This window comes from Rhizobium alarense (genome assembly GCF_021555155.1).
Lineage (GTDB): Bacteria > Pseudomonadota > Alphaproteobacteria > Rhizobiales > Rhizobiaceae > Rhizobium_D > Rhizobium_D alarense.
In genome coordinates this window covers 52237-75874 of record NZ_JAKGBU010000001.1, presented here as the reverse complement: position 1 = coordinate 75874, position 23638 = coordinate 52237, and the positions used below count along the sequence as shown (strand labels likewise).

The window sequence follows — 23638 nt, the reverse complement described above, 5'->3', positions numbered from 1 at the left end:
CCACCTCAAGCGGTGCCGGCAAGCGCACGAGCAATCTTGCCGTTCCCTTCAACGCATGCCATCAGACTGTGACGGGACTTCAACAGCGGCGGAACGCGATGAACGGCAACGATACGCCTTTCGAGATCATCGACGGCGATTTCAGCAGTGGCCTCGTGCTTCTGGCGGACCACGCGACCAACCTGCTGCCGGATCGCTATGGCCGGCTCGGGCTGCCCGAAAGCGCCTTCGCCCGGCATATCGCCTATGACATCGGCATCGAGCCGCTGACCCGCAGCCTCGCTGCCCGGCTCGGTGTGCCGGCGGTGATGAGTCGCTTCTCGCGGCTTCTGATCGATCCGAACCGCGGCGAGGACGACCCGACGCTGATCATGCGGCTTTCAGACGGAGCGATCGTTCCGGGAAACCACCCGCTGAGCGTGGAGGAAGCGCGTTATCGGCTCGAGGCCTTCCATCGTCCCTATCACGGCGCCGTGTCGCAGGTGATCGGTTCGGTTGCCGCCGCGACGGGACGGGCGCCGCTCGTCATCTCGCTGCATTCCTTCACGCCGTGCTGGAAGACTTTCGTCCGGCCATGGCAAATCACCGTGCTCTGGGACAGCGACCACCGGGCGGTCGTGCCGCTGATCGCAGCGCTCGGCGCGATTCCGCATGTGACGGTGGGCGACAACGAGCCCTATGACGGCGCGCTGCGCGGCGACACGATGTTCCGGCACTGCATGACGGCGGGTATTCCTCATGCGCTGATCGAAGTGCGGCAAGACGAGATCGCTGACCGGGCCGGCGTCGAAAAATGGGCTGCGCGGCTTGCGCCGATCCTCGCGGACTTGAATTGCCGCGATACGCTACACAGCTACGAGCGGTTTCCGTCCCGGACCGGTCCCTATTGAGGGGCGGCCGGCGCATGAAAGGACACGTATGATGGCCGAGCTGACACCGGAACAGAGAACGGAGTTCGAGGCGGCGGCCTTCCGCCGGCTGGTCGAGCATCTCCGGGAGCGCGGTGACGTGCAGAACATCGATCTGATGAACCTCGCCGGCTTCTGCCGCAACTGTCTTTCCAACTGGTATCGCGAGGCGGCGAATGCGGCAGGCGTCGCGCTCGACAAAGAGGGGTCCCGCGAGATCGTCTACGGCATGCCCTATGACGAATGGCGCGAACGTCACCAGCACGAGGCGAACGATGCGCAGAAGGCGGCCTTCGCGCGCAGCCGACCCAAGCACGACTGACGATGCAACGAGGAAAAGCGGCCGGTGTCGGCGGATAGGCCTTGATCTCGCCTGAACTTCACGGCAGACCACCGCCACGGTTTTTCCAGAAACGAACGGCAGGCCCGCCGTCGCCCATCCGGCGGAGCGGCGGCCTGCGCCAGACAGCACAGGAGCAGAACATGAACGAGACGGCAGGCGTCGAGAACGTCGCGGCGGCGGAACTCAAGCAGTTCATCGAACGCATCGAGCGGCTCGAAGAGGAAAAGGCCGCCATCCAGGGCGACATCAAGGACGTGCTCGGCGAGGCCAAGGGCCGCGGCTACGACACCAAGGCGATCCGCACGATCATCCGGCTGCGCAAGAAGGATGCCAACGAGCGGCTGGAAGAGGAATCGATCCTGCAGACCTACATGTCCGCGCTCGGCATGGAGTGATCCGATCCGTCCTGCGGAGCCGATCAACCAAGGTCGATAACGGTGATTTCCGGCGGCGAGCCGAAGCGGATCGGGGCGATCGAGCAGCCGAGGCCGCCGGAGATGACGATGTCGCGGCCGCCTTCCGAGACATGTCCGTAGGCGTAGCGGTTGCCATAGGCCGACGGTACGACCGGCGCGTAGCCGAAGACCCGCACCTGGCCGCCATGCGTATGTCCGGACAGGGTGAGGCTTACCCGTGACGGGACACGCGGAAAGATGTCCGGCTCATGTGCAAGCAGGACGACCGGCTCGTCGTCGGTCACCGTGGCAAGCGTCCCGTCGAGATCGTCGAGGCCGGTCATGCCGTAACGGGCCTGCTCTTCGCGCGGCAGCAGCGCCCATTGGTCTTCGAGCCCCGCAAGCCAGAACGGACCCCCGGGCGTCTCGATGCGCTGCGCCCGGTTGGAATAGACGGCGATCCCGGCGTCCTGCAAGGCGCGCCCGGCAATCGTCGGGCCGCGCGTCCGCTGGGCATCGACATCGTCCCACCAGTCATGGTTTCCGAGGATGGCGTGAACGCCGAGCGGGGCATCGAGATCCGCCAGCGCCTTGGCCCAGACGGCAGCGGCGACGTCGCCCGTCCGGAACCGCATGCCGGAAACGTAGTCGCCGAGCAGCACGATGATGTCCGCCTCGAGCGCGTTCGCCCGGGCACAGATGCCGCGGATGCGCGCTGCGCTCATCCAGGGTTCGCAGGCATGGATGTCGGAAAGGGCCGCAATCCTCAGCCGGCGCCCCGCGGGCCAGCCGGCCGGCTGCAGGCGGTATCGCGCGATCCTGAGCCGCACCAGCGGCTCGACCGCAAAGGCATAACTGCCGAGCGCGAGGCCAACGAGCGTGGAGCCGCCGATCGCCTTCAGGAAGCTCCGGCGCGTCAGCACTCAGTCCTCCTCGGAAAAAAGCCGGAACTGCGTCGCTTCCAGATCCTTCGGCGGCTGCAGGCCAAGGTGCTTCCAGGCGTTGGCAGTGAGCATTCGCCCGCGTGGCGTGCGCTGGATGAAGCCCTGCTGGATCATGTAGGGCTCGATGATGTCCTCGATCGCGTCGCGCGGCTCGGAAAGCCCGGCGGCAATCGTTTCGATGCCGACCGGGCCGCCGCCGAAATTATGCGCGATCATCGACAGGTAGCGCCTGTCGAGCTGGTCGAGCCCCATATTGTCGACGAGCAGGCGCGTCAGCGCCTCGTCGGCGACTGTTCTGGACACGGCCTCGGCGCGGGCGACCTCGGCGAAGTCACGCACCCGGCGCAGGAGGCGACCCGCAATGCGCGGCGTGCCGCGGGCGCGGCGTGCGATCTCGCGGGCGCCGTCGTCCGTCATGCCGAGCCCCATCAGCCGCGCGCCGCGGCGCACGATGAATTCCAGTTCCTCGACGGTGTAGAAATTCAGCCGCACCGGGATGCCGAAGCGGTCGCGCAGCGGCGTCGTCAGCAGGCCGAGGCGGGTCGTGGCGGCGACCAGCGTGAACTTCGACAGGTCGATCTTTACCGAACGCGCCGCCGGTCCCTCGCCGATGATGAGGTCGAGTTGGAAATCCTCCATGGCCGGGTAGAGGATTTCCTCGACGGCCGGATTGAGACGGTGAATCTCGTCGATGAAGAGCACATCGCGCTCTTCCAGATTGGTGAGGAGGGCCGCGAGGTCGCCCGCCTTGGCGATGACGGGGCCGGAGGTCGAGCGGAAATTGACGCCGAGCTCCTTCGCCATGATCTGGGCGAGCGTCGTCTTGCCAAGACCGGGCGGGCCGACGAAGAGCACGTGGTCGAGCGCCTCGCCGCGGTTCTTCGCCGCCTCGATGAAGATCTTGAGGTTCGCCCGCGCCTCCGCCTGGCCGGTGAACTCGTCCAGCGTCTGCGGGCGAAGCGCCGTATCGACGTCTTCGCCACGCTTGTCTGGGGTCAGGAGGCGGGCGGCATCACTCATGCGAGAAGTTCCATTCCGGGCACGGCACGGGCGGTCGTGCGGTCGAAGGTCATCGTGGCGCGGCATCCGGCGCGTGCGCCCGACCAGGCAATCATATAGTCGGCAAAGTCGGCAGCCGGCGTATCATCTTCGCTCAAGAGCGCGTCGAGTTCCTCGGTATATTCCACGACAAGAGCGTCGCTCGCCAGAAAATCCTTGAGCATCGATACCACCTGTTGCATCGGAAAGGCCATTCTCCGGTTCAGGACCCAAATCGCCTCCGCCAGCGCAACGGCACTGAGATAGGCCGGATCGTCCGTTGTCCGCGCCAGAAGAAAGCGGCGGGCTTCCGCATTCTGCTCGACATCGTCATCGACGAGGAAACGGACGATGACATTGCTATCGATCCCGATCATGACGTCCCGTTCTTCCATTCACGAACGATGCGCGCGTCATCGTCCGCGGCAGCGTCCATCACGGCTTCCGACATCTCCGCGACGGAGAGGCTGACCCCGTTGGGCGGCTTGCCGAGAATACCGACAAGGTCGGCCAGTTTCTTGTTCTTCGGAACCGCGACGACCTGGCCGTTGCGCACGCCGACATGGAAGCGTGTGCCCGGCTTCAAATTCAGGGCGTCGCGCACCTCCTTGGGAATGGTCAACTGCCCTTTCGAGGTCAAGGTCGTGAACGCACCCATTCTTACGATCCTTCAAAATTCTTACGCTTGCAGTCAAGTAAGATAAGCCGACTGCGGCAATCATCGCGCCAGTTCCTTCAGCCCCAGCCGGATCAGTTTCGCGCTATCCGCCCCTTCACCGCCATTCTTCAAGGCCGCGGCGATGGCATTCGCCGCCTGGTCGCGCGAATAGCCGAGGTTTGTGAGCGCCGAGACTGCATCCGCAACCGGTGCGGCGGCGACGCCTTCACCCAGTTCCTGCTTCAGCCCGATCGATGCCGCCGCCTCGCCGGCAAAGGCGGGTGCCTTGTTCTTGAGTTCCGTGACGATGCGGATTGCGACCTTCGGACCGACTCCCGGTGCCCGTGACACGCTGGTCCTGTCCTGCAACGCAATCGCATTGGCGAGTTCGCCTGGGGTCAGTGTCGACAGAACGGCGAGCGCCACCTTCGAGCCGACGCCCTGCACACTCTGCAACAGGCGGAACCATTCGCGCTCCAGTGCGGTCAGGAAGCCGAAGAGCCTCAGTTGGTCCTCGCGCACATAGGTCTCGATGAAGAGGACTGCCGCCTCGCCTGGGCTGCCGAGCCGGCCGAGTGTGCGCGACGAGCAGAAGGCGACATAACCGACCCCGTGCACGTCGACGACCACATGGTCCTCGCCGATCTCGTCGATGGTGCCTTTGAGTTTGCCGATCATCGCTGGCCTCGTGTCATGGATGCGTCTCCGGCGTGATGAGTTCGACTGTCGGGAAATAGGATCGGTATCCCGACGGGTCGCGGGTGAGAACCGGATAGCCGCGAACGGCGGCATGGGCGCCGATCAGGAAATCCGGAAGCATGCGCTCCCTGCGCCCGCCAAGCGTGCGATAGAGCCGGAACGCCTGTGCCGCCGCAAAGGCCGCCGCCCAGGGCAGCCCCTCGCGCAGGAACGCGCTTTCGGGAAGCAGAGCCTCGACTGTATCGGGATCGTCGTAACGATAGGAAAATTCGGAATAGACGATCTGGTTGATGACGACTGCGCCGCGTCTGGCGGCCGCTGCCAACTGGTCGCTCGACCATCGATGCCAGCGCGGATCGCGGACCGCGAGGTCCACCAGCACATTGGTGTCGACGAGCGTCGCCATCTCAATCGCGATCCCGCATGATGCGTGTCAGCTCGTCGGCATCGATCGCCTGATCACCGGTGCCTTCCAGCCTGCGAAGCGCCTCCAGGAACCGGTCGAGCCGCTGCCGGTCCTCGACCTGCCTGACCCTGTCCTTCGCAACAATGGTCACCGTGTCGCCGTCGAGGCCGATCACGACCTCGCTGTTCGGCTCGATGCCGGCGAGCACACGAAGATCGCGCGGAATGGTGACCTGGCCCTTGGATGTGACGCGCATCTCGCTCTCCTTACAATGTAAGGAATATTCTTACCAACGGAACAAGTCAAGAACAAATCGCCCCACGAGCTTGGCCAGCCGCCCGGAAAGCCTCCGCACGTTGCGCACAAGGAAGTTGGCGGTGTCAGGGGTGGGTTTCAGGAGAAATGATGTCGAGCGACGGAAAATACGAACGATACCGAGCCGTGTCGCGGGTGAGCAGGTGATGTCCCCGGGTTTCCGCATGCGCGCCTATCAGGAAATCCGGCAACGTCCGCTCACGCTGGCCACCCGCCCTTCGATAGCGCTGGTGCACGAGACCGGCCCGATAGGCTGCGGAAAAGGGCAAAGCCTCGCGCTGCAGGTTGAGCCGCGACAGCACCAGCGCCAGCTCGTCCTCGCTTGGCAACAGGCCTGCCAGTTCCGACCAGACGACCGGCGTCATGACAAACTGCGCCCGCGACCTGAGCGAGACGATGGTCCTGGACGACCAGGTCCTGAACGGCGTTTCCGGTCCGAAGACGTCGATGAAGATGTTCGTGTCAATCAGAACCGAGGTCATCGCGCGGCCCCCTCAGCCATTCCATATATTCGTCCGTCGTCATGCCGCCGGTGTCGAAAGTGCCGCTCACGCTATTGATCCAGCTTTCGAAGTCCTGGGGTTCCCGAAATTTGCCGCCGGAGACAACGATCAAACGCGCGCCCTTCTCGTCAGCGACAAAATCAACCTCCGATCCGGGGCCGATGTTCAGCCGATCGCGGATGTCCTTGGGAATGGTAACCTGGCCTTTTTCCGTAACGCGCATGGTAATACCTCTGAGGTATTACTTATCGCCCGAGCTGGAACAAGTCAAGAACAAATCAGCCGGCGAGCTTGGCGAGACGGCCGGACAGGCCCTGCCGATTGTGCGCGTGGCAGATGGCGATGGCGAGCGCGTCGGCGGCATCGTTGCCGGTGAAGGTGGCCTTCGGCATCAGCACCTTCAGCATCATGTGGATCTGCTGCTTCTCGCCGTGGCCAACGCCGATGACCGCCTTCTTGACGGCGTTCGGCGCATATTCCGCCACGCGAAGTCCGGCGCGCGCCGGCACCAGCATGGCGATGCCGCGGGCCTGTCCGAGCTTCAGCGTCGCCGTCGCGTCCTTGTTGACGAAGGTCTGCTCGACCGCTGCCTCGTCCGGCTTGTAGCTGTGGACGATGTCGGCGAGGCCGTCGTGCAACTGGCAGAGCCGTGACGCCAGATCCATCTCGCCGTCCGAGGTCACCGTGCCGGATGCGACGAAACGCAACGAATTGCCGAGTGTCTCGATGATGCCCCAGCCGGTGCGGCGAAGCCCCGGATCGATGCCGATGATGCGAATCGTTTCCTGCATGGACAAACCCTATTCCCTCGGGCCGGACCCTGCCAGCGAAATGTGAACAAAACAAAAACATACGCATCGGCCGGCCGTGCCGGTCGGTTTTCTCGCCGTGGCGCCTTGGATGGAAGAAAATTGAACCTACATGCCACTGCAATGAGAACCGCTCACAGCGAGGCAGCGCCATGGTGCCCTTTTCCATCCTCGACCTCTCCCCGGTCATCGAAGGCGGCACCGTTGCCCAGTCGCTTGCAAATTCCCGCCGGCTTGCGCAGGAGGCGGAGGCCCACGGCTACGAGCGCTTCTGGCTGGCCGAGCACCACGGCATGCGCGGCATTGCGAGCGCCGCCACCTCCCTCGTCATCCAGCATGTCGCCTCGGGCACCAGGTCTATCCGTGTCGGCTCGGGCGGCATCATGCTGCCGAACCACTCGCCGCTCGTGATCGCCGAGCAGTTCGGCACGCTGGAAGCGCTCTTTCCCGGCCGCATCGATCTCGGCCTCGGCCGCGCGCCCGGGACGGACATGGCGACAGCCCGAGCGCTCCGCCGCAACATGGAGGCGGCGGCCGATAACTTTCCGCAGGACGTCGTCGAGCTCATCGGCCTGATGGCGCCGTTGAAGCCGGACCAGCGCATCGTCGCGGTGCCGGGCGCCGGAAGCGAAGTGCCGGTCTGGCTGCTCGGTTCCAGCCATTATTCGGCGCATCTGGCGGCCATGCTCGGCCTGCCCTTCGCCTTCGCGTCGCATTTCGCGCCGGACATGCTGCTTTCGGCGCTGGAGATCTATCGCGAGCGCTTCGAACCCTCGCAACATCTCGACCGGCCACATGTCATGGTGGGCGTCATGGGGGCCGCGGCGGAGACGGATGCGGAGGCCGATCATCTCTTCACCTCCATGCAGCAATCCTTCGTGCGCCTGCGGCGCGGCACGCCGGATGCCTTTCCGCCGCCGCTCGCCTCGATGGACGGCTTCTGGAGCGAACAGGAGCGCATCATGGTCGGGCATACGCTGCAATATGCGGTCGTCGGCGGTCCGGACAAGGTCCGCCGCCGTATCGCCGAATTCCTGTCGCTGACGAAAGCCGACGAACTGATCGTCTCCATGCCGATCTTCGACATGGACGCAAGGCTGAAATCCGTCCGCCTCTTCGCCGAGGCACGGCAGGAACTCGCGAAGGCTGCCTGAAACGCGAAGGGGCCGCGCGTTTCCGCACGGCCCCTTCCCGTTCCTGTCGGTCGATCAGGCCGAAAGCTTGGCCATCACCTCGTCGGAGACTTCGAAATTCGAATAGACGTTCTGCACGTCGTCGTCGTCGTCCAGCGTGTCGATGAGCTTCATCAGCGACTGCGCCTTCTCCTCGTCGACCGGCACGGTGTTCTGCGGCTTCCAGATGGCCTTGACGGTCTCGGCCTCGCCGAGCGTTTCCTCGAGCGCCCTGGAAACCTCGCCGATGTTCTCGAAGCCGCAGATGATCGTGTGGCCGTCCTCGTCCGACGTCACATCCTCGGCGCCTGCTTCGATGGCGGCTTCCATGATGGAATCGGCGTCGCCTGCCGAAAGCTTGTAGGTGATCTCGCCGACGCGGTCGAAGGAAAAGGAGACCGAGCCGGTCTCACCCAGCGCGCCGCCGGCCTTGGTGAAGGTCGAGCGCACGGAGGAGGCCGTGCGGTTGCGGTTGTCGGTCAGCGCCTCGACGATGACGGCGACGCCGCCCGGGCCGTAGCCCTCGTAGCGCACTTCCTCGTAGTTCTCCGCGTCACCGCCGGATGCCTTCTTGATGGCGCGCTCGATGTTGTCCTTCGGCATCGACTGCGCCTTGGCGTTCTGGATCGCCAGCCGCAGACGCGGGTTCATCCCCGGATCGGCCATGCCGGTCTTTGCCGCGACGGTAATTTCGCGCGCAAGCTTGGAGAACATTTTCGACCGCACGGCATCCTGCCGGCCCTTGCGGTGCATGATATTCTTGAACTGTGAATGGCCAGCCATGGCACCCCTGTCTCGTTCGGCGTCCGGTGGTTTCCTGGCCGCCCTGATCGTGTGACGGGACGCACGCCTTCACAATGCGACAGCCTGCTGCCCCGGTTTTCGGAATGCCGCCTTATAATTTCATTGCCGCGCGCCGTCCAGCAGCGAGATGAACAAAGCGGTGAGCGCAGCGTCACTCGGCGCGCACGCGCGCCCGGCTCAGCAGGAAGGAGTGACCGTCCTCGCGTTCGCAGGTCAATCCTGTGCGCTCGGAATAGCAGGTGAAAGGCCCCGCGGACCAGGTCTGGCCATAGGGGATGACGGTTCCGGCGCTGCAACAGCCAGGGTCGCCGACGTCCCTCAGGATGGCCGCCTTGCCCGACCTGCCAAGCACGGCGCGCAGATAGATCGGCTCGACGCGATCGCAGGAAAGCTCCGGGCCGCCGTCCGGAGGCTGGTAGGTGTCGGTGCCGCCTTCGGGAATATAGGTGCAACCGATATTGCCGGAGGGCATGACGAACTGTTCGGCCTTGTCGACGAGCCGGGCAGGGGGAAGCTGTTTCGATGTCGGCTCGTCGATCATCTGCTGCGGCTGGCCGGAATCGAGCGCCGGTCCCGTCGGGGAAGGCGCTCCGCCATCGGCTGAGGCCGGCCCGGTGCCGAGCAGGAGGACGATCAAGGCGCGGCGCAAGGGCATGCTGGAACTCCGGCGTCAGACGCCGGCGAGAATATGGATGGTCGGACGCTTCGGCAAGTTGCGGATCGAGACGACAATGGTCGCATCGTCGTCGGTGACCGTGTCGAAGTCCTCTCCGAACATGGCGAGGAACCGGCCGATCGGCGGGCCGCGGCGATGCATCGGCAGGATCAGCGCCGAGCGCAGGCGCTTGACCACGGCGCTCATGCTTTCCGCGCCCATGGTCAGGCCGCCGTCGACCGGAACCATCAGGATGTCGAGTCGACCGATCTCGGCATACTGCGTGTCGGTCAGTTCGTGGTGGAGGTGGCCGAGATGGCCGATGCAGAGGCCGGCCACCTCGAAGATGAAGATCGAATTGCCGTTGTGCTCCATGGCGCCGCCCCAGGAGCGGATGTCGGTCGGCACGTTGCGCACATAAGTGTCGCCGACCATCACGTGGTGATCCGCTCCTTCCGGGGCGTCGTCGTCCCAGCCGTGCAGAACGTGCCGGATGCCGGGCCCGGGGCTGAGCGTGTAGTGGCTCGAATGCGCCTTGTTCATCGTCACCACGTCGGGCAGCGCCGGCGGCTTGTACCAGCCGCTGTAGTCGGTCGCGATCTTGATGCCGCCGGGCGTCTCGATGAAGAAGGTCGAATGTCCGACATAGGTGATCTTTACCTCGGCCTTCTCGTCGGCCTGGGCGAGCAGGGTGCCCGCCGGTTCGAAGCGCGCGAAGGTGACTTGCGGCAGGGTCTGCGCGATCATCTGGCACTGGCTGACGGGACGGTCGTCCTGCTGCGCCCGCGCCGGCGGGGCGAGGAACCATAGCAGAAGGAGGGACGCGGCTGCGAGAATGAGCGGCACTGGCTGCATGGGCGGCTCCGGTCATCGATCCGCCAAAAACTATGCCGCGTCGCACCCTGCCGGTCGAGCGATCGTACCGTTCCGGCCAATCACAATCGTGTCACCGGACAGGGCGGAAGCCGGGAACCATGCGGCGCGCGGCACGTTCAAAAGCCGTCCCGTTGCACTGCAAGACAGGAAAGGAATGGTACATGTCCAGTCTCCGCAAAGCCCGCGAAAATCCCAAGGAGCAGCTCTTCGACGAGATCGACAGGATCCATGCCGGCATGCTCGGCATCGAGGGCGCGCATATGCACATGCAGCCCATGGCGCCCCATCTCGACCGGCAGACGAATATGATCTGGTTCTTCACCAAATCCGACGCCGAAATCGTCGATGCCATCGGCACGGGCGCGCGTGCTCATTTCTGCGTGGTCGGCAAGGATCATGATTATCATGCCTGCCTCGCCGGGCGTATCGAGGTGCGCAAGGATCCGATCAAGATCGACGAATACTGGAGCTCGGTCGTCGAGGCCTGGTTCGACCATGGCAAGGATGACCCGAAGCTGACGATGGTCGCGCTGCATCTCGACGACGCCGAGATCTGGGCGTCAACCCGCAGCACCCTGAAATTCGGCTGGGAGATCGCCAAGGCGAACTTCAACCCCGACGAGGAGCCGGACGTGGGCGTGAAGACCCATGTCCTCTTCGGCGAGACGCCGGCGGCACGCCTGATGTAGCGCGGCGATCATTCGAACAAACGAAAACCCCGCAAGCAGATGCTCGCAGGGTTTCGCGCTTGGGAGGCAGGTCGTCAGGCGGCAGCCGAGGCCGAATCGGAGGTGGGAACTTCCGAGATGGTCTTCAGCACCTGCGAAGCGATCTGGTAGGGGTCGCCCTGCGAGTTCGGGCGGCGGTCTTCCAGATAGCCCTTGTAGTCGTTCTTGACGAAGGAGTGCGGAACACGGATCGACGCGCCGCGGTCGGCAACACCGTAGGAGAACTTGTTCCACGGCGCCGTCTCATGCTTGCCGGTCAGACGCTTGTCATTGTCCGGGCCGTAGACGTCGATATGGGCCTGCAGGTTCTTGTCGAACTGCGCCATCAGCGCTTCGAAATAGGCCTTGCCGCCGACTTCGCGCATATATTTGGTCGAGAAGTTGCAGTGCATGCCCGAGCCGTTCCAGTCGGTGTCGCCGAGCGGCTTGCAGTGGAACTCGATGTCGACGCCGTATTTTTCCGTCAGGCGGAGAAGCAGGTAGCGTGCCATCCAGACCTCGTCGGCGGCGCGCTTGGAGCCCTTGCCGAACACCTGGAATTCCCATTGGCCCTTGGCCACTTCGGCGTTGATGCCTTCGTGGTTGATGCCGGCGGCGAGGCAGAGGTCGAGATGCTCTTCGACGATCTCGCGGGCGATGTCACCAACGTTGGAATAGCCGACGCCGGTGTAGTACGGGCCCTGCGGCGCCGGGTAGCCTGACTCGGGAAAGCCGAGCGGGCGGCCGTTCTGGTAGAAGAAGTACTCCTGCTCGAAGCCGAACCACGCACCCTCGTCGTCGAGGATCGTCGCGCGGGCATTCGACGGATGCGGCGTGACACCGTCCGGCATCATCACTTCGCACATCACGAGCGCGCCGTTGGTGCGGGCCGGGTCCGGATAGAGCGCGACGGGCTTCAGCACGCAGTCGGACGAGCGGCCTTCGGCCTGCATCGTGGAGGAGCCGTCAAAGCCCCAGAGCGGCAGCTGCTCGAGCGTCGGGAAGGTCTCGAATTCCTTGATCTGCGTCTTGCCGCGGAGGTTCGGTACCGGGGTATAACCATCGAGCCAGATGTACTCGAGCTTGTACTTCGTCATTGCGTTCTCTCTCATCCTTATGATTAGCGAGGTGCGAGATCCTGCAAGGCAGGCGCAGGTCATCGCGTCTGCCTTGCAGGCATGACCATTTCCAATGCAGGACTCGTGCCAGTTTGCCGCCGACGCGGACGCGCGCCATGCGACATTCCGCCCAAAGCGGGGTTGAATTGACGGCCGAGTCCCGGCCGCAGGCCCCGCGCAGGGTGCCGAGAGCAGGTTATTTCAGGCTTTTCGGATTTCCGGACATTTTTGGAACCGGCAAGCCGGGAGGTCGTTTCTCGGATGCCGGTTACCGTGTCGCGGTTCGGGCAGCCGAAATTATAGACTAAAATTTAGACATATGCATAAAAGTTAACCTCTTCGTTGCGTTGCTTTTGCCCGGTAAGTCGCCACGCTCTGATATTTTTTTCGGCAAATAGAGCAATTACTGTGCAGAGTTGCTATATTGAAAGGTGAAGCAAAACCTCGAACCTTGAAGGAGGCGATACGAATGCGAGTCGGTTTTTATCGCGAATCAGCACAGATCATCCCGTTTCCGCTGAAAAAATCGCGCTTTAGCGCAATGGAGGAGCGGGAGCGCGCAATTCCCGATGTCTGTGCGGCGGCGCTGGATAGCTGCTGGTATCACTCCGACGCGATCCGCGAGGCGGACAAGCCCGCCGTCGCAAACCCGGTGCTTCGCCCGCTGGACTGAGGGGCAAAAAGGCCGGAAATCCACAGCCGGCGCATTATTTGGGCAGGCGTCACAGGCGTGTTCGCGGACGCTGCCTCTTAAAGGGCAAATGGCAGGATCGGCGGCCTGGCCCGTGCCGCCCTACCAGAAGGCGGGCAGCGTTTCCGCCAGGCGTGGCCCCAGCCGCAGCGGTGCGATCTTCTCCGCCAGTCCGGTCCGATCGGAAATCTCCACGCACAAGCCGCAGATGGTTGCCGGGCCGCTTGCCGCCTCGAAGCGACCCTTCGGCATTTTCGAGATGAAGCGGTTGAGCGGCTCCTCCTTGTCCATGCCAAGGGAGGAATCGTAGTCGCCGCACATGCCGGCGTCCGACATGTACCCCGTACCGCCGTTGAGGATCTGGCAGTCGGCGGTCGGCACATGGGTATGAGTCCCGACCACGACGCTCGCCCGGCCATCGACGAAATGACCGAAACACTGCTTCTCGCTCGTCGCCTCCGCATGGAAGTCGAAGATGACGGCATCGGCCTGTTCGCCGAGCGGGCAGGACGCGAGGATCGCCTCGACGCTCGTAAAGGGATCGTCCAGTTCCGGATGCATGAAGACGCGGCCCATCACATTGGCGACGAGCACGCGCGCGCCGTTGCGGGCGAAGTAGAGGTTGGAGCCGCGGCCCGGCGTGCCGGCAGGATAGTTGGCTGGACGAAGGAACTGGTCGTGGCGTCCAGCGAAGGTGACCGCCTCCTTCTGGTCCCAGACGTGGTTGCCCGTCGTCACCACATCGGCGCCGGCATTGATCGTCTCCAGGAAGATGTCTTCGGTGATGCCGAAGCCGCCGGCCGCGTTCTCGCCGTTGACGACGACGAAGTCGAGTTTCAGGTCACCGATCAGTCCCGGCAGCCGCTGCCATACGGCGGTCCGCCCGGTCTTGCCCACCATGTCGCCCAGAAAGAGAAATCGCATCAGCTAAGCCAGTCCGCCTCGTTGAACACCCTGAAGCCGCTTTCGGTGAGCATCGCGTCGAGCGCCACGTCATGCGGTTCGGCCGGTACTGATGCCACTTCCTGGCAGTCGAAGGCAATGCCGACGAGTTTCGGCGCGAGACCCTTTGCGCGTAGCCGGTCGATCGCCCGGTCGTAGTGGCCGGCGCCGTAGCCGATGCGATGTCCGGCGGTGTCGAAGGCGGAAAGCGGAACGAAGAGGATCGAGGGATCGAGCACGGCGGCGTCCGGTCCCGGCCCCGTGGTGCCGAAGCCGGTCCGCACCAGCGCCGCGCCGCGCACCAGTTCGCGGAAGACGATCGTCTCGCGGTCGAGCACCACCGGCAGGCAAAGCCGCGCGCCGCGTTCGGCGAGCCGCGCCATGAGCGGGCGAATGTCGGCCTCCGAGCGGATCGGCGAGAAGCCGGAGATGACGGTGCCGGGCGCGAAGGCGAGGCGATCGCCAGCATGCTCGGCCATCGCAAGGCTTGCCTCGATGCGGGTTTCCGTGCCCATCGCATCGCGCAGCGCCAGCCGCTCGTTGCGCAGCGCTGCCTTCATCTCCTTCGGTGTCACGTCGTCGCCCCGTCCGTTTGCATTGTCGTTCCATAGCGGCGACGCGGCATGCCGGCAACCGCCTGGCGGTCGTCACGGGCAGGCATTTGCGACACGGGTCACGGCACCGCGCAGCGCGTCCGCCGCCTTCGGCTGTATCAAATCGAAACGGGCGCCCGGGCGGCGCGATGCTCGCGGCACCGCAGCGTTGCGGCGCGGATCGGGGCCGGGAAGGACGAAGCCCGTAAACCATAGCGCGACTTCTCAGTGGGCACGGCGGCGGAATGCCATTATCGCGGCGCCATGACGACACAGACTCCCACCGGTGGTCCGGATCGACCGCAGCCTCCCGTCCTCACCGCCCTGGAACATCGATGCCTCGCGCTGACGGCCGAAGGCAGGACGCCGGCGGAGATCGTGCTTGCGACGGACGTCGCACTGCTGCGCGTCGCCGAGGCGTTGAAAAGCGCCACCGAGAAACTCGATGCGCGCAACATCACGGGCGCGATCACCCGGGCGGCGCGTTTCGGATTGCTTTGAGGGCAAGGCTCAGGCCGCCTTCACCTCGGCCAGCGCCAGCATCGCGCGGGCTGCCCCCTCATCGGTGATCAGCGTGTTGCAGCCGACGCGCCGGATGGTCGCGCGGATGGCGGCCGCGCGATGGGCGCCGCCGGAGACGAGCACGATGTGCCGCGCCTTCTTCACGGTGTCGAGGTCGATCGACATGACGCGATCGCGGATCGGATGGTCGATGGTGCGGCCCTCTGCATCAAGGAAGTTGCACATCGTGTCGCAGACGCAGCCGGCCGCCACCAGTTCCCTGAGGTCGTCTGGCGCGATGAAGTCGCGCGACAGCGAACTCGACGTGGCGCTGATGTCGCCGCAACTGACGACCGCGATGTCCATATTCTCCGCCCGTTCGAACAGCGTCCTCAGGCCACACTTCTCGATCAGGCTGCGCTTCGTCTCGCGGCTGTCGACGAGAAGCGGGGCGAGGAACAGGTAACATTCGGCACCGAGCTGGCTCGCCAGCCGCCAGGTGTATTCGATCGGGTTGATGTGATGCGCCTCGACCACGCCGCCGAGGAGCGAGACGACCTTCACCCTTTCGCGGCGGGCGGGCCGGAAGCTCGCGAGCGAGGCGGTCAGCGTTCGGCCCCAGCCGACTCCGATCGTGCAGTCGTCCGGTATCACCTCCGTCAGAAACTGTCCGAGCGCGAGACCGACGCTCTTTGCCGTTCCGTCGGCGCTGTCGGCGGACGGAACGACAATCGCCTCGTCGAGGCCATAGGCCCGTTCGACGCCGAGCGCGAGCTCGACGCAGTCGCCGATGCCCTCGTTGATCCAGATCTGCACCTCGCTGCGTTTCACGGCCTCATCGAGCATGCGGATCACCGTGCTGCGGCTGATGCCGAGCTTTTCGGCGACATCCTTCTGCGTCATGCCCTGGTTGTAGTAGAGCCAGGCGGCGCGCAGCCGGAGCGACGCACTTTCGGAATAGGCGTTGTGGATTCCGCGTCGAAGTTTCGCCACTGGTCATTACCTCTGCAATCCGGCACCGCCCCGCCGGGGCACCTGCAGGGTCATACCACGAAATGCAAAACGCGACATATGTTTATGTGATTGTACAAAAGTGCTTGACTTTCCAGCGGTGCCGCAGTGATAGTCCGCCCGTTCCCGTCTGCGGTCTCCGCGGGCGGGGAAGCGTATTGGAGCGGGCGCGGTGGCGGAACAGGAAGCACGCCGACCGCGACGTTCTCCGGGCATTTTGGAACAGGAGGAAGACGCGGGCGTTCCTGCATGGAACGACGCCGTCGCGAACAGGAACGGGATTGCCAACATGACCTCCAAACTCGAACAATTGCGGCAGATGACGACGGTGGTCGCCGATACCGGCGATATCGAAGCGGTCCGCCGCCTGAAGCCGGTCGACTGCACGACCAACCCGACGATCGTCCTCAAGGCGCTCGGCACCCCGATGTTCGGCGATACGGTCGCCGAAGCGCTCCGCTGGGGCCAGTCACAGGGCGGCAACCGCGAGGGCGTCGTCGGCGCCGTCGCCGATCGCCTCGCGATTTCTGTCGGCGCAGCCCTTGCCGCGCTCGTGCCCGGCCGCGTGTCGACGGAGGTCGATGCCGACCTTTCCTTCGACACGGAAGCCTCGATCGACAAGGGCCGCCAGATCATCAGGGCCTACGAGGATCGCGGCATCGGCCGCGAGCGCATTCTCATCAAACTTGCCTCCACCTGGGAAGGTATCCGCGCGGCGGAAGTCCTCCAGAAGGAGGGCATCGACTGCAACCTGACGCTTCTCTTCAACAAGGCTCAGGCGATCGCCTGCGCCGATGCCGGCGTCTTCCTCATCTCACCCTTCGTCGGCCGCATCCTCGACTGGCACGTCAAGGCGAGCGGCAAGACCTTCACGGCCGAAGAGGACCCGGGCGTCCTGTCGGTCCGCGCAATCTACGACTATTACAAGTCGAACGGCATCAAGACGATCGTCATGGGTGCCTCCTTCCGCAACACCGGCGAAATCGAGGCACTCGCCGGTTGCGACCGCCTGACGATCAGCCCGGCGCTGCTGGAGGAACTCGATGCGGCCGAAGGCACGCTGGAACGCAAGCTCTCGCCGGAAAAATTCGCCAGGGTCGCCCCGGTCAAGGTCGACGAGAAGGCCTTCCGCTGGATGCTGAACGAGGACGCGATGGCGACCGAGAAGCTGTCCGAAGGCATCCGCGCCTTCGCGAAGGACCTCGGTGCACTGCGGGCGATGATCGACAAGGAAATGAAGGCTGCAGCCTGATCCGCCATCGTCTGACGCGATCAGTCACGGCCGCCTCCGGGCGGCCGTTTGCATTCGGGTTCTTCCGCCAGCTGCATCAGCCGCCCGGGCCGGGAGGCGAGCCGGCGGCGTATGCGATCGCCAAGGGGATTGAATGGTGCTGCAGGCGAGCAGCAAAGGAAAAGTGCGATCCGCAACGACCGATGGAGTTTTACGATCCTGGGTGCCTACTAATGTAGGTGGGCGTCGTGTGTCCGAACCCACGGGTCCGGTCAGGGACAACTCCCTTGGATCGCGTATGGCCCCAGGGATTGTTGTTCCTATCGGGAAGCGCAGACCGCAAGATCAGATATAGGACGAAACCGGGTCCGTTGCCAGTAGGAAACGGCGCCATCCCCCAAGACCGCTTCGTACTGTTCGCCGGCTTCTTGCAACCGCAACAGTGCCGGAACGATGCATCGCGCTCCTTCCATTTGCAGAAAATTTATAATGCGATCAAGGGTTGCATATGATATGGACGTATGCGGTAGTAAACGACCGAGAGAGGAAATGTGATGTTGAAGCATATCTCTCATACAGGTGGCGTTTCCGACACTGAGGAAATCCTGTTCTCAACGCCGTTCGGATACATGTTTCCCGACCTGGCGGCGTCCGCGAGCTGTCGATTGCCGGAAGGTCAGGATACGACGCGCAGCCTGATCGCCCTCGGCGCGGCCATGGCGGCCGACAAGGGCTCCGGAACAGGCAGGAAGCGCAAGAAGGACTCGCGAAGCTCGTCTTTCTTCACCTATTCGGCCAGTTCATAGATCACGACCTGACCGCCCGCACGGATCGGGAAACGCCGACGAGCGAAATCTTTGCGCCGGACGGCGGCGCCCTGCCGGTCGTGGCGCAGGACCCGCAAGTGGTCGCCGCCACTCTGAAAAACGGTCGCCGGCCGCAACTCGATCTCGACAGCCTTTACGGTGACGGGCCGGGACTGATCGCCGGCGCGAACGGTGCCGCGACCGCCGCGCAGGCGCTCTACGAGGCCGACTATAAGTTCCGGCTGCAGGATGTCGGCCCGACCCACGACCTGCCGAGACCGCGATCATCGACCAACAGCCATAGGTCAAACGAGCGTGCCGCATTGATCGCCGATGCGCGCAACGACGAAAACATCAACATCAGCCAGTTGCATGCAGCCTTTCTCGCTTTCCACAACGCCGTGATGGACGGCCTCAAGACCGAAAGCAAAGGCAAGGTGACGGGAGCCGCCGCGTTCGTGCGCGCTCGTCAGCTCGTGCGGTGGACCTATCAGTATCTCGTTGGCGAGATATACCTGAAAACAGTCTGTCACGAGGACGTGGTTTCCGACGTTCTACGCAACGGCCCTTCTTTCTATGGCTCCGTCGCCGGCGGGCTGCCTCTGTTCATGCCACTCGAATTCTCCGTAGCGGCTTTCCGTTTCGGCCATTCGATGATCCGGCCGGAGTATCGCCTGCGCGATGGCGAATTGACGATTCGCCAGATCCTCGGTGTTTCGGTGGCGAATCGTCCAATGCCGCCAGACATTCTCGCTAGGCTGTCCGATGGACCGAATGCCTTTGCTCTCGAGCGGAAATTCACTGTGGATTGGAAGCATTTCTTCGGGCCGAAGGCCGTCAATTTCGCGCGAAGAATCGACACGCTGATCGCCGACGAGCTCAATCTCCTGCCTTTCGTGAAAGGAAATTCGGTGATGGCGCATCTTGCGCAACGCAATCTCCTGCGGGCTCTGTCACTGAGCATACCGACGGGCCAGGCCGTCGCTGCGGCCTGCGGCATCATTCCGCTCAACCCGGAGGAAATCTGTAGAGGCGAGGACGATGACATCGTGGCGGTCCTGACCGATGGCGGCTTCCTGTCGCGTACGCCGCTCTGGTACTACGTGCTGCGCGAGGCCGCGATCCAGACAGGCGGCGAAACGCTTGGCGTGGTTGGAAGTCGGATCGTAGCCGAATGTATCATCGGGTTGCTGAAAAAAGACCAGAACAGCTACATCAACCAGTACGGAATCGCCCGCAGTATCACCAAGGAGGGTATCGAGGTCCCCCTGAAGGGCGGCCGCTTCCGCATTGGTTCCATCGAGGCCTTCCTCTTCGCAGCGGGAGTCTATCCCGAAGGGGGGAGCTGTGCCGAACCCGTCAAGCCCAGGGACCGGTTGACAGTCTAATGATGGCATTTGCTGTGCCCGGCGTCGCACGGCCCGGCACAGCAATCTCAATTGACCGTCGTCTTGCCCGACAGTTTCGCCGCCATGCCCTGGATCTGCGCGGTCAGTTCGCCGAGCGCGACGACGATCGTCTCTTCACCCTTGGATGCCTCAGCAAGCACGCTGTCGCGGCCGCTCCGAAGCGCCTCGACCTCCTTTTCAAGGGTGGCAAGGCGGCGGCGCACGTCGGACAATTCGTCCGTCACCATGATCCCGGCCATGACCGTCAGCCGCAGGTCGCCGATCTCGCCGAACTGCCCCTTCAAGTGCGATACATAGCGGTCGAAGTCGGCCGCGAGTTCCGTCAGGTGGTCTTCCTGTCCTTCCTCGCAGGCCATCCGATAGGCCTTGCCGTCGATCGTCACCGTCACCTGTGCCATGTCTGTCTCAATTCGTTCGATTGATGAGGATTGTCGGCGTTGCCTAGCGGTCGAGCACCGCGCGGATCGTCTCCATGGCCGTCACGAGGCGGCGCGAGACCTCGCGGTTGACCTCCTCGAGCCGGTTGGCGCGGAATTCGGACTGGTCCAGTTCCTGGGCGAGGCGCGAGCGGTCGGTGTTGACCCGGCGAACTTCGCCTTCCACCTCGCCGTAATCCCGCTCCCTGTCGAAACGCAGGTCGAGCGCATTGTCCAGGCTGCTGATCGCCCGGCGCAATTCCTCGATCGCCATCGTCACTTTCTCGTTCGCCGCCATAACGCCTTCGGCCCGGTGACCGGACCCCGCACGCGAATCGCCCCGCGCGTCGCATGTCTCACGCAGAAGACAGTATTCGCCGGTCCCTTCAAGCGTCAACAGCGTGAAAAGTGCGGCGTTGACTGACCTGTGGATGGGGACCGCGCCGGCCCGGCCACTCGTGTTTCTCCGCCGTGCGAATGCCCGTGAAATGCGTCGCAAATAAGCCCGGAAAGCCCGCTGAAACCGCCGAATTCGTTGACTCCGGCGATCCACCTGCTATGTGTCAGCCGCTTCCTAACCGGTGCTCGACGGCATCGGCCCTGACACCCCGAATTTATACGGAACAGTCATGATCTCTCGCGAAAAACACGACCGGATGGCGAATGCAATTCGCTTCCTCTCCATGGATGCCGTGGAGAAGGCAAATTCCGGCCACCCCGGCCTTCCGATGGGCGCCGCGGACATCGCAACGGTCCTCTTCACCCGCTTCATGACCTTCGATCCGAAGGACCCGTCCTGGCCGAACCGCGACCGCTTCGTGCTGTCTGCCGGGCACGGTTCCATGCTGCTCTATTCGCTGCTTTATCTGACCGGTTACGAAGACATAACGATCGACGAGATCAAGAACTTCCGCCAGCTCGGCTCGAAGACCGCGGGCCACCCGGAATACGGCCATGCCGCCGGCATCGAGACGACCACCGGTCCGCTCGGCCAGGGTATCGCCAACTCCGTCGGCATGGCGATCGCCGAGCGGAAGCTGCGCGACGAATTCGGTGCCGATCTCGTCGACCACTATACCTATGTGATCGTCGGCGACGGCTGCCTCATGGAGGGCATCAGCCAGGAAGCGATCGCCCTTGCGGGTCACCTCAAGCTCAACAAGCTCATCGTCTTCTGGGACGACAACAACATCTCCATCGACGGGCCGATCTCGATCGCCGACTCGACCGACCAACATGCGCGCTTCCGTGCCTGCAACTGGAACACGATCGCCGTCGACGGCCATGATCCGGACGCCATCGCTGCGGCGATCGAGATGGCTCAGAAATCCGACAAGCCGACCATGATCGCCTGCAAGACGACGATCGGCTTCGGCGCGCCGAACAAGGCCGGGACGCACAAGGTCCACGGCTCGCCGCTCGGCGCCGAGGAAATCGCCGCTACCCGCAAGGCGCTCAACTGGGAGGCCGAGGCCTTCAGCGTGCCCTCCGACGTGCTCGATGCCTGGCGGCTTGCCGGCCTGCGCTCAAACAAGGTCCACAAGGAGTGGGACGAGCGCCTCGAGAAGACCGAGGCCGAGAAGAGGGCGCAGTTCATCCGCCGCTTCGCCGGCGATCTCGAAGGCAGTCTGAGCCCGGCGATTTCCGCCTACAAGAAGAAGCTTGCCGAAACCAGGCCGTCGCCGGCGACCCGCAAGGCCTCCGAGGACGCGCTGGAAGTCATCAACGGCGTGCTCAAGGAGACGATCGGCGGCTCGGCCGACCTGACCGGCTCCAACAACACGAAGACCAGCCAGACGGCATCGATCACGCCGACCGACTTTTCCGGCCGCTACATCCACTACGGCGTGCGTGAGCACGGCATGGCGGCGGCGATGAACGGCATGGCGCTGCACGGCGGCCTCATTCCCTATTCCGGCGGCTTCCTGATCTTCTCGGACTACTGCCGTCCGTCGATCCGGCTCGCTGCGCTGATGGGCATCCGCGTCATCCACGTGCTGACCCACGATTCCATCGGCCTCGGCGAGGACGGCCCGACGCACCAGCCGGTCGAGCACATGGCGGCGCTGCGTGCCATCCCGAACCTGCTGATGTTCCGCCCGGCGGACGCGACGGAGACAGTCGAATGCTGGCAGCTTGCGCTTGAGAACAAGCACCGCCCGTCCGGCATCGCGCTGACGCGCCAGAACCTGATGGCGGTGCGCACCGAGTACGAGGAGAACAATCTCTGCGCCAGGGGCGCCTATGACCTGATCTCGGCCTCCGATGCCAAGGTGACGATCTTTGCGACCGGCTCGGAAGTGGAGATTGCGGTCAAGGCGTGCCAGGCGCTGACGGCAAAGGGCATTTCGACCCGTGTCGTTTCCGTTCCCTGCTTCGAGCTCTTCGCCGAGCAGCCGGACGCCTATCAGAAGGCGATCATCGGCAGTTCGCCGGTCAGGATTGCCGTCGAGGCCGGCATCCGCCAGGGCTGGGATCATTTCATCGGCGCCGACGGTGTCTTCATCGGCATGTCCTCCTTCGGCGCCTCCGGCCCCTACAAGGAGCTCTACAAGCATTTCGGCATCACGCCGGAGGCTGTCGTGGCGGCCGCCGAGGCGAAGCTCGCCTGATCCCGCACCGGCGCGCCGTCCGGGCGCGCCGCACCATCTCGACAATCAATCTTTGACAGGGAGAGACCCGCAATGACTGTGAAAGTTGCCATCAACGGTTTTGGCCGCATCGGCCGCAACGTGCTGCGCGCCATCATCGAATCCGGCCGCACCGACATCGAGGTCGTCGCGCTGAACGACCTCGGCCCGGTCGAGACCAACGCCCATCTGGTGCGCTACGATTCCGTCCACGGCAAGTTCCCCGGCACCGTCACCGTCTCCGGCGACACGATTGACGTCGGCCGCGGCCCGATGCGCGTGACCGCGATCCGCGACCCCAAGGAACTGCCCTGGAGCGACGTCGACATCGCGCTCGAATGCACGGGCCTCTTCACCACCCGCGACAAGGCGGCCGCCCACCTGTCGAACGGCTCGAAGCGCGTTATCGTCTCGGCACCGTGCGACAATGCCGACAAGACGATCGTCTTCGGCGTCAACCACGACACGCTGACCAAGGACGACCTCGTCATCTCGAACGCGTCCTGCACGACGAACTGCCTGGCGCCTGTCGCCTACGTGCTCGACAAGGCCTTCGGCATCGAGAAGGGCTACATGACGACGGTTCACTCCTATACGGGTGACCAGCCGACGCTCGACACGATGCACAAGGATCTTTACCGCGCCCGCGCCGCGGCGCTCTCGATGATCCCGACATCGACGGGTGCCGCCAAGGCCGTCGGCCTTGTGCTGCCGCAGCTGAAGGGCAAGCTCGACGGTTCGGCGATCCGCGTGCCGACCCCGAACGTCTCGGTCGTCGACCTGAAGTTCGTGCCGAAGCGCAACGTCACGGCAGACGAAGTCAACGCCGCCATCAAGGCCGCCGCCGAAGGCGAACTGAAGGGTATCCTCGACTACGTCACCGGCCCGCTCGTCTCGGTCGACTTCAACCACGACAGCCATTCGTCCAACTTCGCCGCCGACCAGACCAAGGTTCTCGACGGCAACCTCGTGCGGATCCTGTCGTGGTACGACAACGAATGGGGCTTCTCCAACCGCATGTCCGACACCGCGGTTGCCATGGGCAAGCTGATCTAAAC

General features: G+C 64.0%; 31 protein-coding genes and 1 other RNA gene. 12 read left to right on the top strand and 20 right to left on the bottom strand.

From position 1 onward, the window contains the following. The first annotated feature begins 98 nt into the window (after positions 1 to 98). The 3 genes from LXM94_RS00400 to LXM94_RS00390 all read left to right on the top strand — a co-directional run bounded on the left by LXM94_RS00400 (position 99) and on the right by LXM94_RS00390 (position 1646). On the top strand, positions 99 to 890 hold the full coding sequence (locus tag LXM94_RS00400; protein ID WP_235769216.1) for an N-formylglutamate amidohydrolase: 792 nt from the start codon (positions 99 to 101) through the stop codon (positions 888 to 890). Between the two features lie 31 nt (positions 891 to 921). After that, positions 922 to 1230, top strand: coding sequence for a DUF1244 domain-containing protein (locus LXM94_RS00395; RefSeq protein WP_235769164.1), 309 nt, complete (start codon positions 922 to 924; stop codon positions 1228 to 1230). 161 nt (positions 1231 to 1391) lie between these two features. Further along, on the top strand, positions 1392 to 1646 hold the full coding sequence (locus LXM94_RS00390; RefSeq protein ID WP_235769163.1) for a DUF2312 domain-containing protein: 255 nt from the start codon (positions 1392 to 1394) through the stop codon (positions 1644 to 1646). Between the two features lie 23 nt (positions 1647 to 1669). Here LXM94_RS00390 and LXM94_RS00385 read toward each other — a convergent pair whose 3' ends face one another. From LXM94_RS00385 to ruvC, 10 genes are all read right to left on the bottom strand, one after another. After that, positions 1670 to 2569 (bottom strand): metallophosphoesterase, encoded by a 900-nt coding sequence (locus LXM94_RS00385; RefSeq protein ID WP_235769162.1) that lies wholly within the window; start codon positions 2567 to 2569, stop codon positions 1670 to 1672. Continuing rightward, complete coding sequence (gene ruvB, locus LXM94_RS00380) at positions 2570 to 3610, bottom strand: Holliday junction branch migration DNA helicase RuvB (RefSeq protein ID WP_235769161.1); 1041 nt, start codon at positions 3608 to 3610, stop codon at positions 2570 to 2572. Next, positions 3607 to 4005, bottom strand: a complete 399-nt coding sequence (locus tag LXM94_RS00375) for a PIN domain-containing protein (protein WP_235769160.1) — start codon at positions 4003 to 4005, stop codon at positions 3607 to 3609. Before LXM94_RS00375 ends, ruvB begins: the two co-directional genes overlap by 4 nt. Next, the gene (locus LXM94_RS00370) at positions 4002 to 4286 is read right to left on the bottom strand and encodes an AbrB/MazE/SpoVT family DNA-binding domain-containing protein (RefSeq protein WP_235769159.1); all 285 of its coding nucleotides are present in this window, start codon (positions 4284 to 4286) and stop codon (positions 4002 to 4004) included. Before LXM94_RS00370 ends, LXM94_RS00375 begins: the two co-directional genes overlap by 4 nt. A 60-nt stretch (positions 4287 to 4346) precedes the next feature. Further along, the gene (gene ruvA / locus LXM94_RS00365; RefSeq protein WP_235769158.1) at positions 4347 to 4964 is read right to left on the bottom strand and encodes a Holliday junction branch migration protein RuvA; all 618 of its coding nucleotides are present in this window, start codon (positions 4962 to 4964) and stop codon (positions 4347 to 4349) included. 13 nt (positions 4965 to 4977) lie between these two features. Beyond that, entirely contained in the window at positions 4978 to 5391 is a 414-nt protein-coding gene (locus LXM94_RS00360; RefSeq protein ID WP_235769157.1) for a type II toxin-antitoxin system VapC family toxin, read from the bottom strand. 1 nt (position 5392) lies between these two features. Then, positions 5393 to 5647, bottom strand: coding sequence for an AbrB/MazE/SpoVT family DNA-binding domain-containing protein (locus LXM94_RS00355; protein WP_235769156.1), 255 nt, complete (start codon positions 5645 to 5647; stop codon positions 5393 to 5395). Positions 5648 to 5771: 124 nt separating this feature from the next. Next, on the bottom strand, positions 5772 to 6188 hold the full coding sequence (locus LXM94_RS00350; RefSeq protein ID WP_235769155.1) for a type II toxin-antitoxin system VapC family toxin: 417 nt from the start codon (positions 6186 to 6188) through the stop codon (positions 5772 to 5774). Next, complete coding sequence (locus LXM94_RS00345; RefSeq protein ID WP_235769154.1) at positions 6169 to 6432, bottom strand: AbrB/MazE/SpoVT family DNA-binding domain-containing protein; 264 nt, start codon at positions 6430 to 6432, stop codon at positions 6169 to 6171. Before LXM94_RS00345 ends, LXM94_RS00350 begins: the two co-directional genes overlap by 20 nt. A gap of 55 nt (positions 6433 to 6487) precedes the next feature. Further along, positions 6488 to 7000, bottom strand: a complete 513-nt coding sequence (ruvC, locus tag LXM94_RS00340; protein ID WP_235769153.1) for a crossover junction endodeoxyribonuclease RuvC — start codon at positions 6998 to 7000, stop codon at positions 6488 to 6490. Between the two features lie 170 nt (positions 7001 to 7170). On the opposite strand from ruvC, the gene LXM94_RS00335 reads away from it, so the two are divergent. Beyond that, positions 7171 to 8172 (top strand): LLM class flavin-dependent oxidoreductase, encoded by a 1002-nt coding sequence (locus LXM94_RS00335; RefSeq protein WP_235769152.1) that lies wholly within the window; start codon positions 7171 to 7173, stop codon positions 8170 to 8172. 54 nt (positions 8173 to 8226) lie between these two features. Here the strand turns inward: LXM94_RS00335 and LXM94_RS00330 are convergent, their stop codons facing one another. The 3 genes from LXM94_RS00330 to LXM94_RS00320 all read right to left on the bottom strand — a co-directional run bounded on the left by LXM94_RS00330 (position 8227) and on the right by LXM94_RS00320 (position 10504). Then, positions 8227 to 8973: a YebC/PmpR family DNA-binding transcriptional regulator gene (locus tag LXM94_RS00330; protein WP_235769151.1), complete on the bottom strand. Its 747-nt coding sequence runs from the start codon at positions 8971 to 8973 to the stop codon at positions 8227 to 8229. A 172-nt stretch (positions 8974 to 9145) separates the two neighbouring features. After that, positions 9146 to 9649, bottom strand: a complete 504-nt coding sequence (locus tag LXM94_RS00325) for a hypothetical protein (RefSeq protein ID WP_235769150.1) — start codon at positions 9647 to 9649, stop codon at positions 9146 to 9148. 15 nt (positions 9650 to 9664) lie between these two features. Next, complete coding sequence (locus LXM94_RS00320) at positions 9665 to 10504, bottom strand: MBL fold metallo-hydrolase (RefSeq protein ID WP_235769149.1); 840 nt, start codon at positions 10502 to 10504, stop codon at positions 9665 to 9667. A gap of 182 nt (positions 10505 to 10686) precedes the next feature. Between LXM94_RS00320 and LXM94_RS00315 the strand changes: the two genes are divergently transcribed. Further along, the gene (locus LXM94_RS00315) at positions 10687 to 11214 is read left to right on the top strand and encodes a pyridoxamine 5'-phosphate oxidase family protein (protein ID WP_235769148.1); all 528 of its coding nucleotides are present in this window, start codon (positions 10687 to 10689) and stop codon (positions 11212 to 11214) included. Between the two features lie 74 nt (positions 11215 to 11288). On the opposite strand, the gene LXM94_RS00310 is transcribed toward LXM94_RS00315, so the two are convergent. Beyond that, positions 11289 to 12329, bottom strand: coding sequence for a glutamine synthetase beta-grasp domain-containing protein (locus LXM94_RS00310; RefSeq protein WP_235769147.1), 1041 nt, complete (start codon positions 12327 to 12329; stop codon positions 11289 to 11291). Positions 12330 to 12774: 445 nt separating this feature from the next. On the opposite strand from LXM94_RS00310, the gene LXM94_RS00305 reads away from it, so the two are divergent. Next, the gene (locus LXM94_RS00305; RefSeq protein ID WP_235769146.1) at positions 12775 to 13023 is read left to right on the top strand and encodes a DUF2735 domain-containing protein; all 249 of its coding nucleotides are present in this window, start codon (positions 12775 to 12777) and stop codon (positions 13021 to 13023) included. A gap of 120 nt (positions 13024 to 13143) precedes the next feature. Here the strand turns inward: LXM94_RS00305 and LXM94_RS00300 are convergent, their stop codons facing one another. Continuing rightward, positions 13144 to 13965, bottom strand: coding sequence for a TIGR00282 family metallophosphoesterase (locus LXM94_RS00300; protein ID WP_235769145.1), 822 nt, complete (start codon positions 13963 to 13965; stop codon positions 13144 to 13146). Then, on the bottom strand, positions 13965 to 14558 hold the full coding sequence (locus LXM94_RS00295) for a 5-formyltetrahydrofolate cyclo-ligase (RefSeq protein ID WP_235769144.1): 594 nt from the start codon (positions 14556 to 14558) through the stop codon (positions 13965 to 13967). Before LXM94_RS00295 ends, LXM94_RS00300 begins: the two co-directional genes overlap by 1 nt. A 246-nt stretch (positions 14559 to 14804) precedes the next feature. On the opposite strand from LXM94_RS00295, the gene LXM94_RS00290 reads away from it, so the two are divergent. Further along, positions 14805 to 15077, top strand: a complete 273-nt coding sequence (locus LXM94_RS00290; RefSeq protein WP_235769143.1) for a helix-turn-helix transcriptional regulator — start codon at positions 14805 to 14807, stop codon at positions 15075 to 15077. Between the two features lie 9 nt (positions 15078 to 15086). Here the strand turns inward: LXM94_RS00290 and LXM94_RS00285 are convergent, their stop codons facing one another. Then, complete coding sequence (locus tag LXM94_RS00285) at positions 15087 to 16070, bottom strand: sugar-binding transcriptional regulator (RefSeq protein WP_235769142.1); 984 nt, start codon at positions 16068 to 16070, stop codon at positions 15087 to 15089. Positions 16071 to 16377: 307 nt separating this feature from the next. Between LXM94_RS00285 and tal the strand changes: the two genes are divergently transcribed. Further along, positions 16378 to 17340 (top strand): transaldolase, encoded by a 963-nt coding sequence (gene tal, locus LXM94_RS00280; RefSeq protein WP_235769141.1) that lies wholly within the window; start codon positions 16378 to 16380, stop codon positions 17338 to 17340. A gap of 163 nt (positions 17341 to 17503) precedes the next feature. Here tal and ssrS read toward each other — a convergent pair. Beyond that, positions 17504 to 17661, bottom strand: a non-coding RNA gene (gene ssrS / locus LXM94_RS00275) — 6S RNA. A gap of 212 nt (positions 17662 to 17873) precedes the next feature. Between ssrS and LXM94_RS00270 the strand changes: the two genes are divergently transcribed. Then, entirely contained in the window at positions 17874 to 18125 is a 252-nt protein-coding gene (locus LXM94_RS00270) for a hypothetical protein (RefSeq protein WP_235769140.1), read from the top strand. Between the two features lie 98 nt (positions 18126 to 18223). Next, positions 18224 to 19513 (top strand): peroxidase family protein, encoded by a 1290-nt coding sequence (locus tag LXM94_RS00265; RefSeq protein ID WP_329605571.1) that lies wholly within the window; start codon positions 18224 to 18226, stop codon positions 19511 to 19513. 47 nt (positions 19514 to 19560) lie between these two features. Here LXM94_RS00265 and LXM94_RS00260 read toward each other — a convergent pair whose 3' ends face one another. Next, positions 19561 to 19932 carry a cell division protein ZapA gene (locus tag LXM94_RS00260; RefSeq protein WP_235769139.1) on the bottom strand — a complete coding sequence of 124 codons (372 nt, stop codon included), beginning with the start codon at positions 19930 to 19932 and terminating at the stop codon, positions 19561 to 19563. Positions 19933 to 19975: 43 nt separating this feature from the next. Further along, the gene (locus LXM94_RS00255) at positions 19976 to 20248 is read right to left on the bottom strand and encodes a DUF4164 domain-containing protein (RefSeq protein WP_235769138.1); all 273 of its coding nucleotides are present in this window, start codon (positions 20246 to 20248) and stop codon (positions 19976 to 19978) included. A gap of 331 nt (positions 20249 to 20579) precedes the next feature. Here LXM94_RS00255 and tkt point away from each other — a divergent pair, with 331 nt between their 5' ends. Then, positions 20580 to 22562: a transketolase gene (tkt, locus tag LXM94_RS00250; RefSeq protein WP_235769137.1), complete on the top strand. Its 1983-nt coding sequence runs from the start codon at positions 20580 to 20582 to the stop codon at positions 22560 to 22562. 72 nt (positions 22563 to 22634) lie between these two features. Continuing rightward, positions 22635 to 23636 carry a type I glyceraldehyde-3-phosphate dehydrogenase gene (gap, locus tag LXM94_RS00245; RefSeq protein ID WP_235769136.1) on the top strand — a complete coding sequence of 334 codons (1002 nt, stop codon included), beginning with the start codon at positions 22635 to 22637 and terminating at the stop codon, positions 23634 to 23636. Positions 23637 to 23638 lie beyond the last annotated feature (2 nt).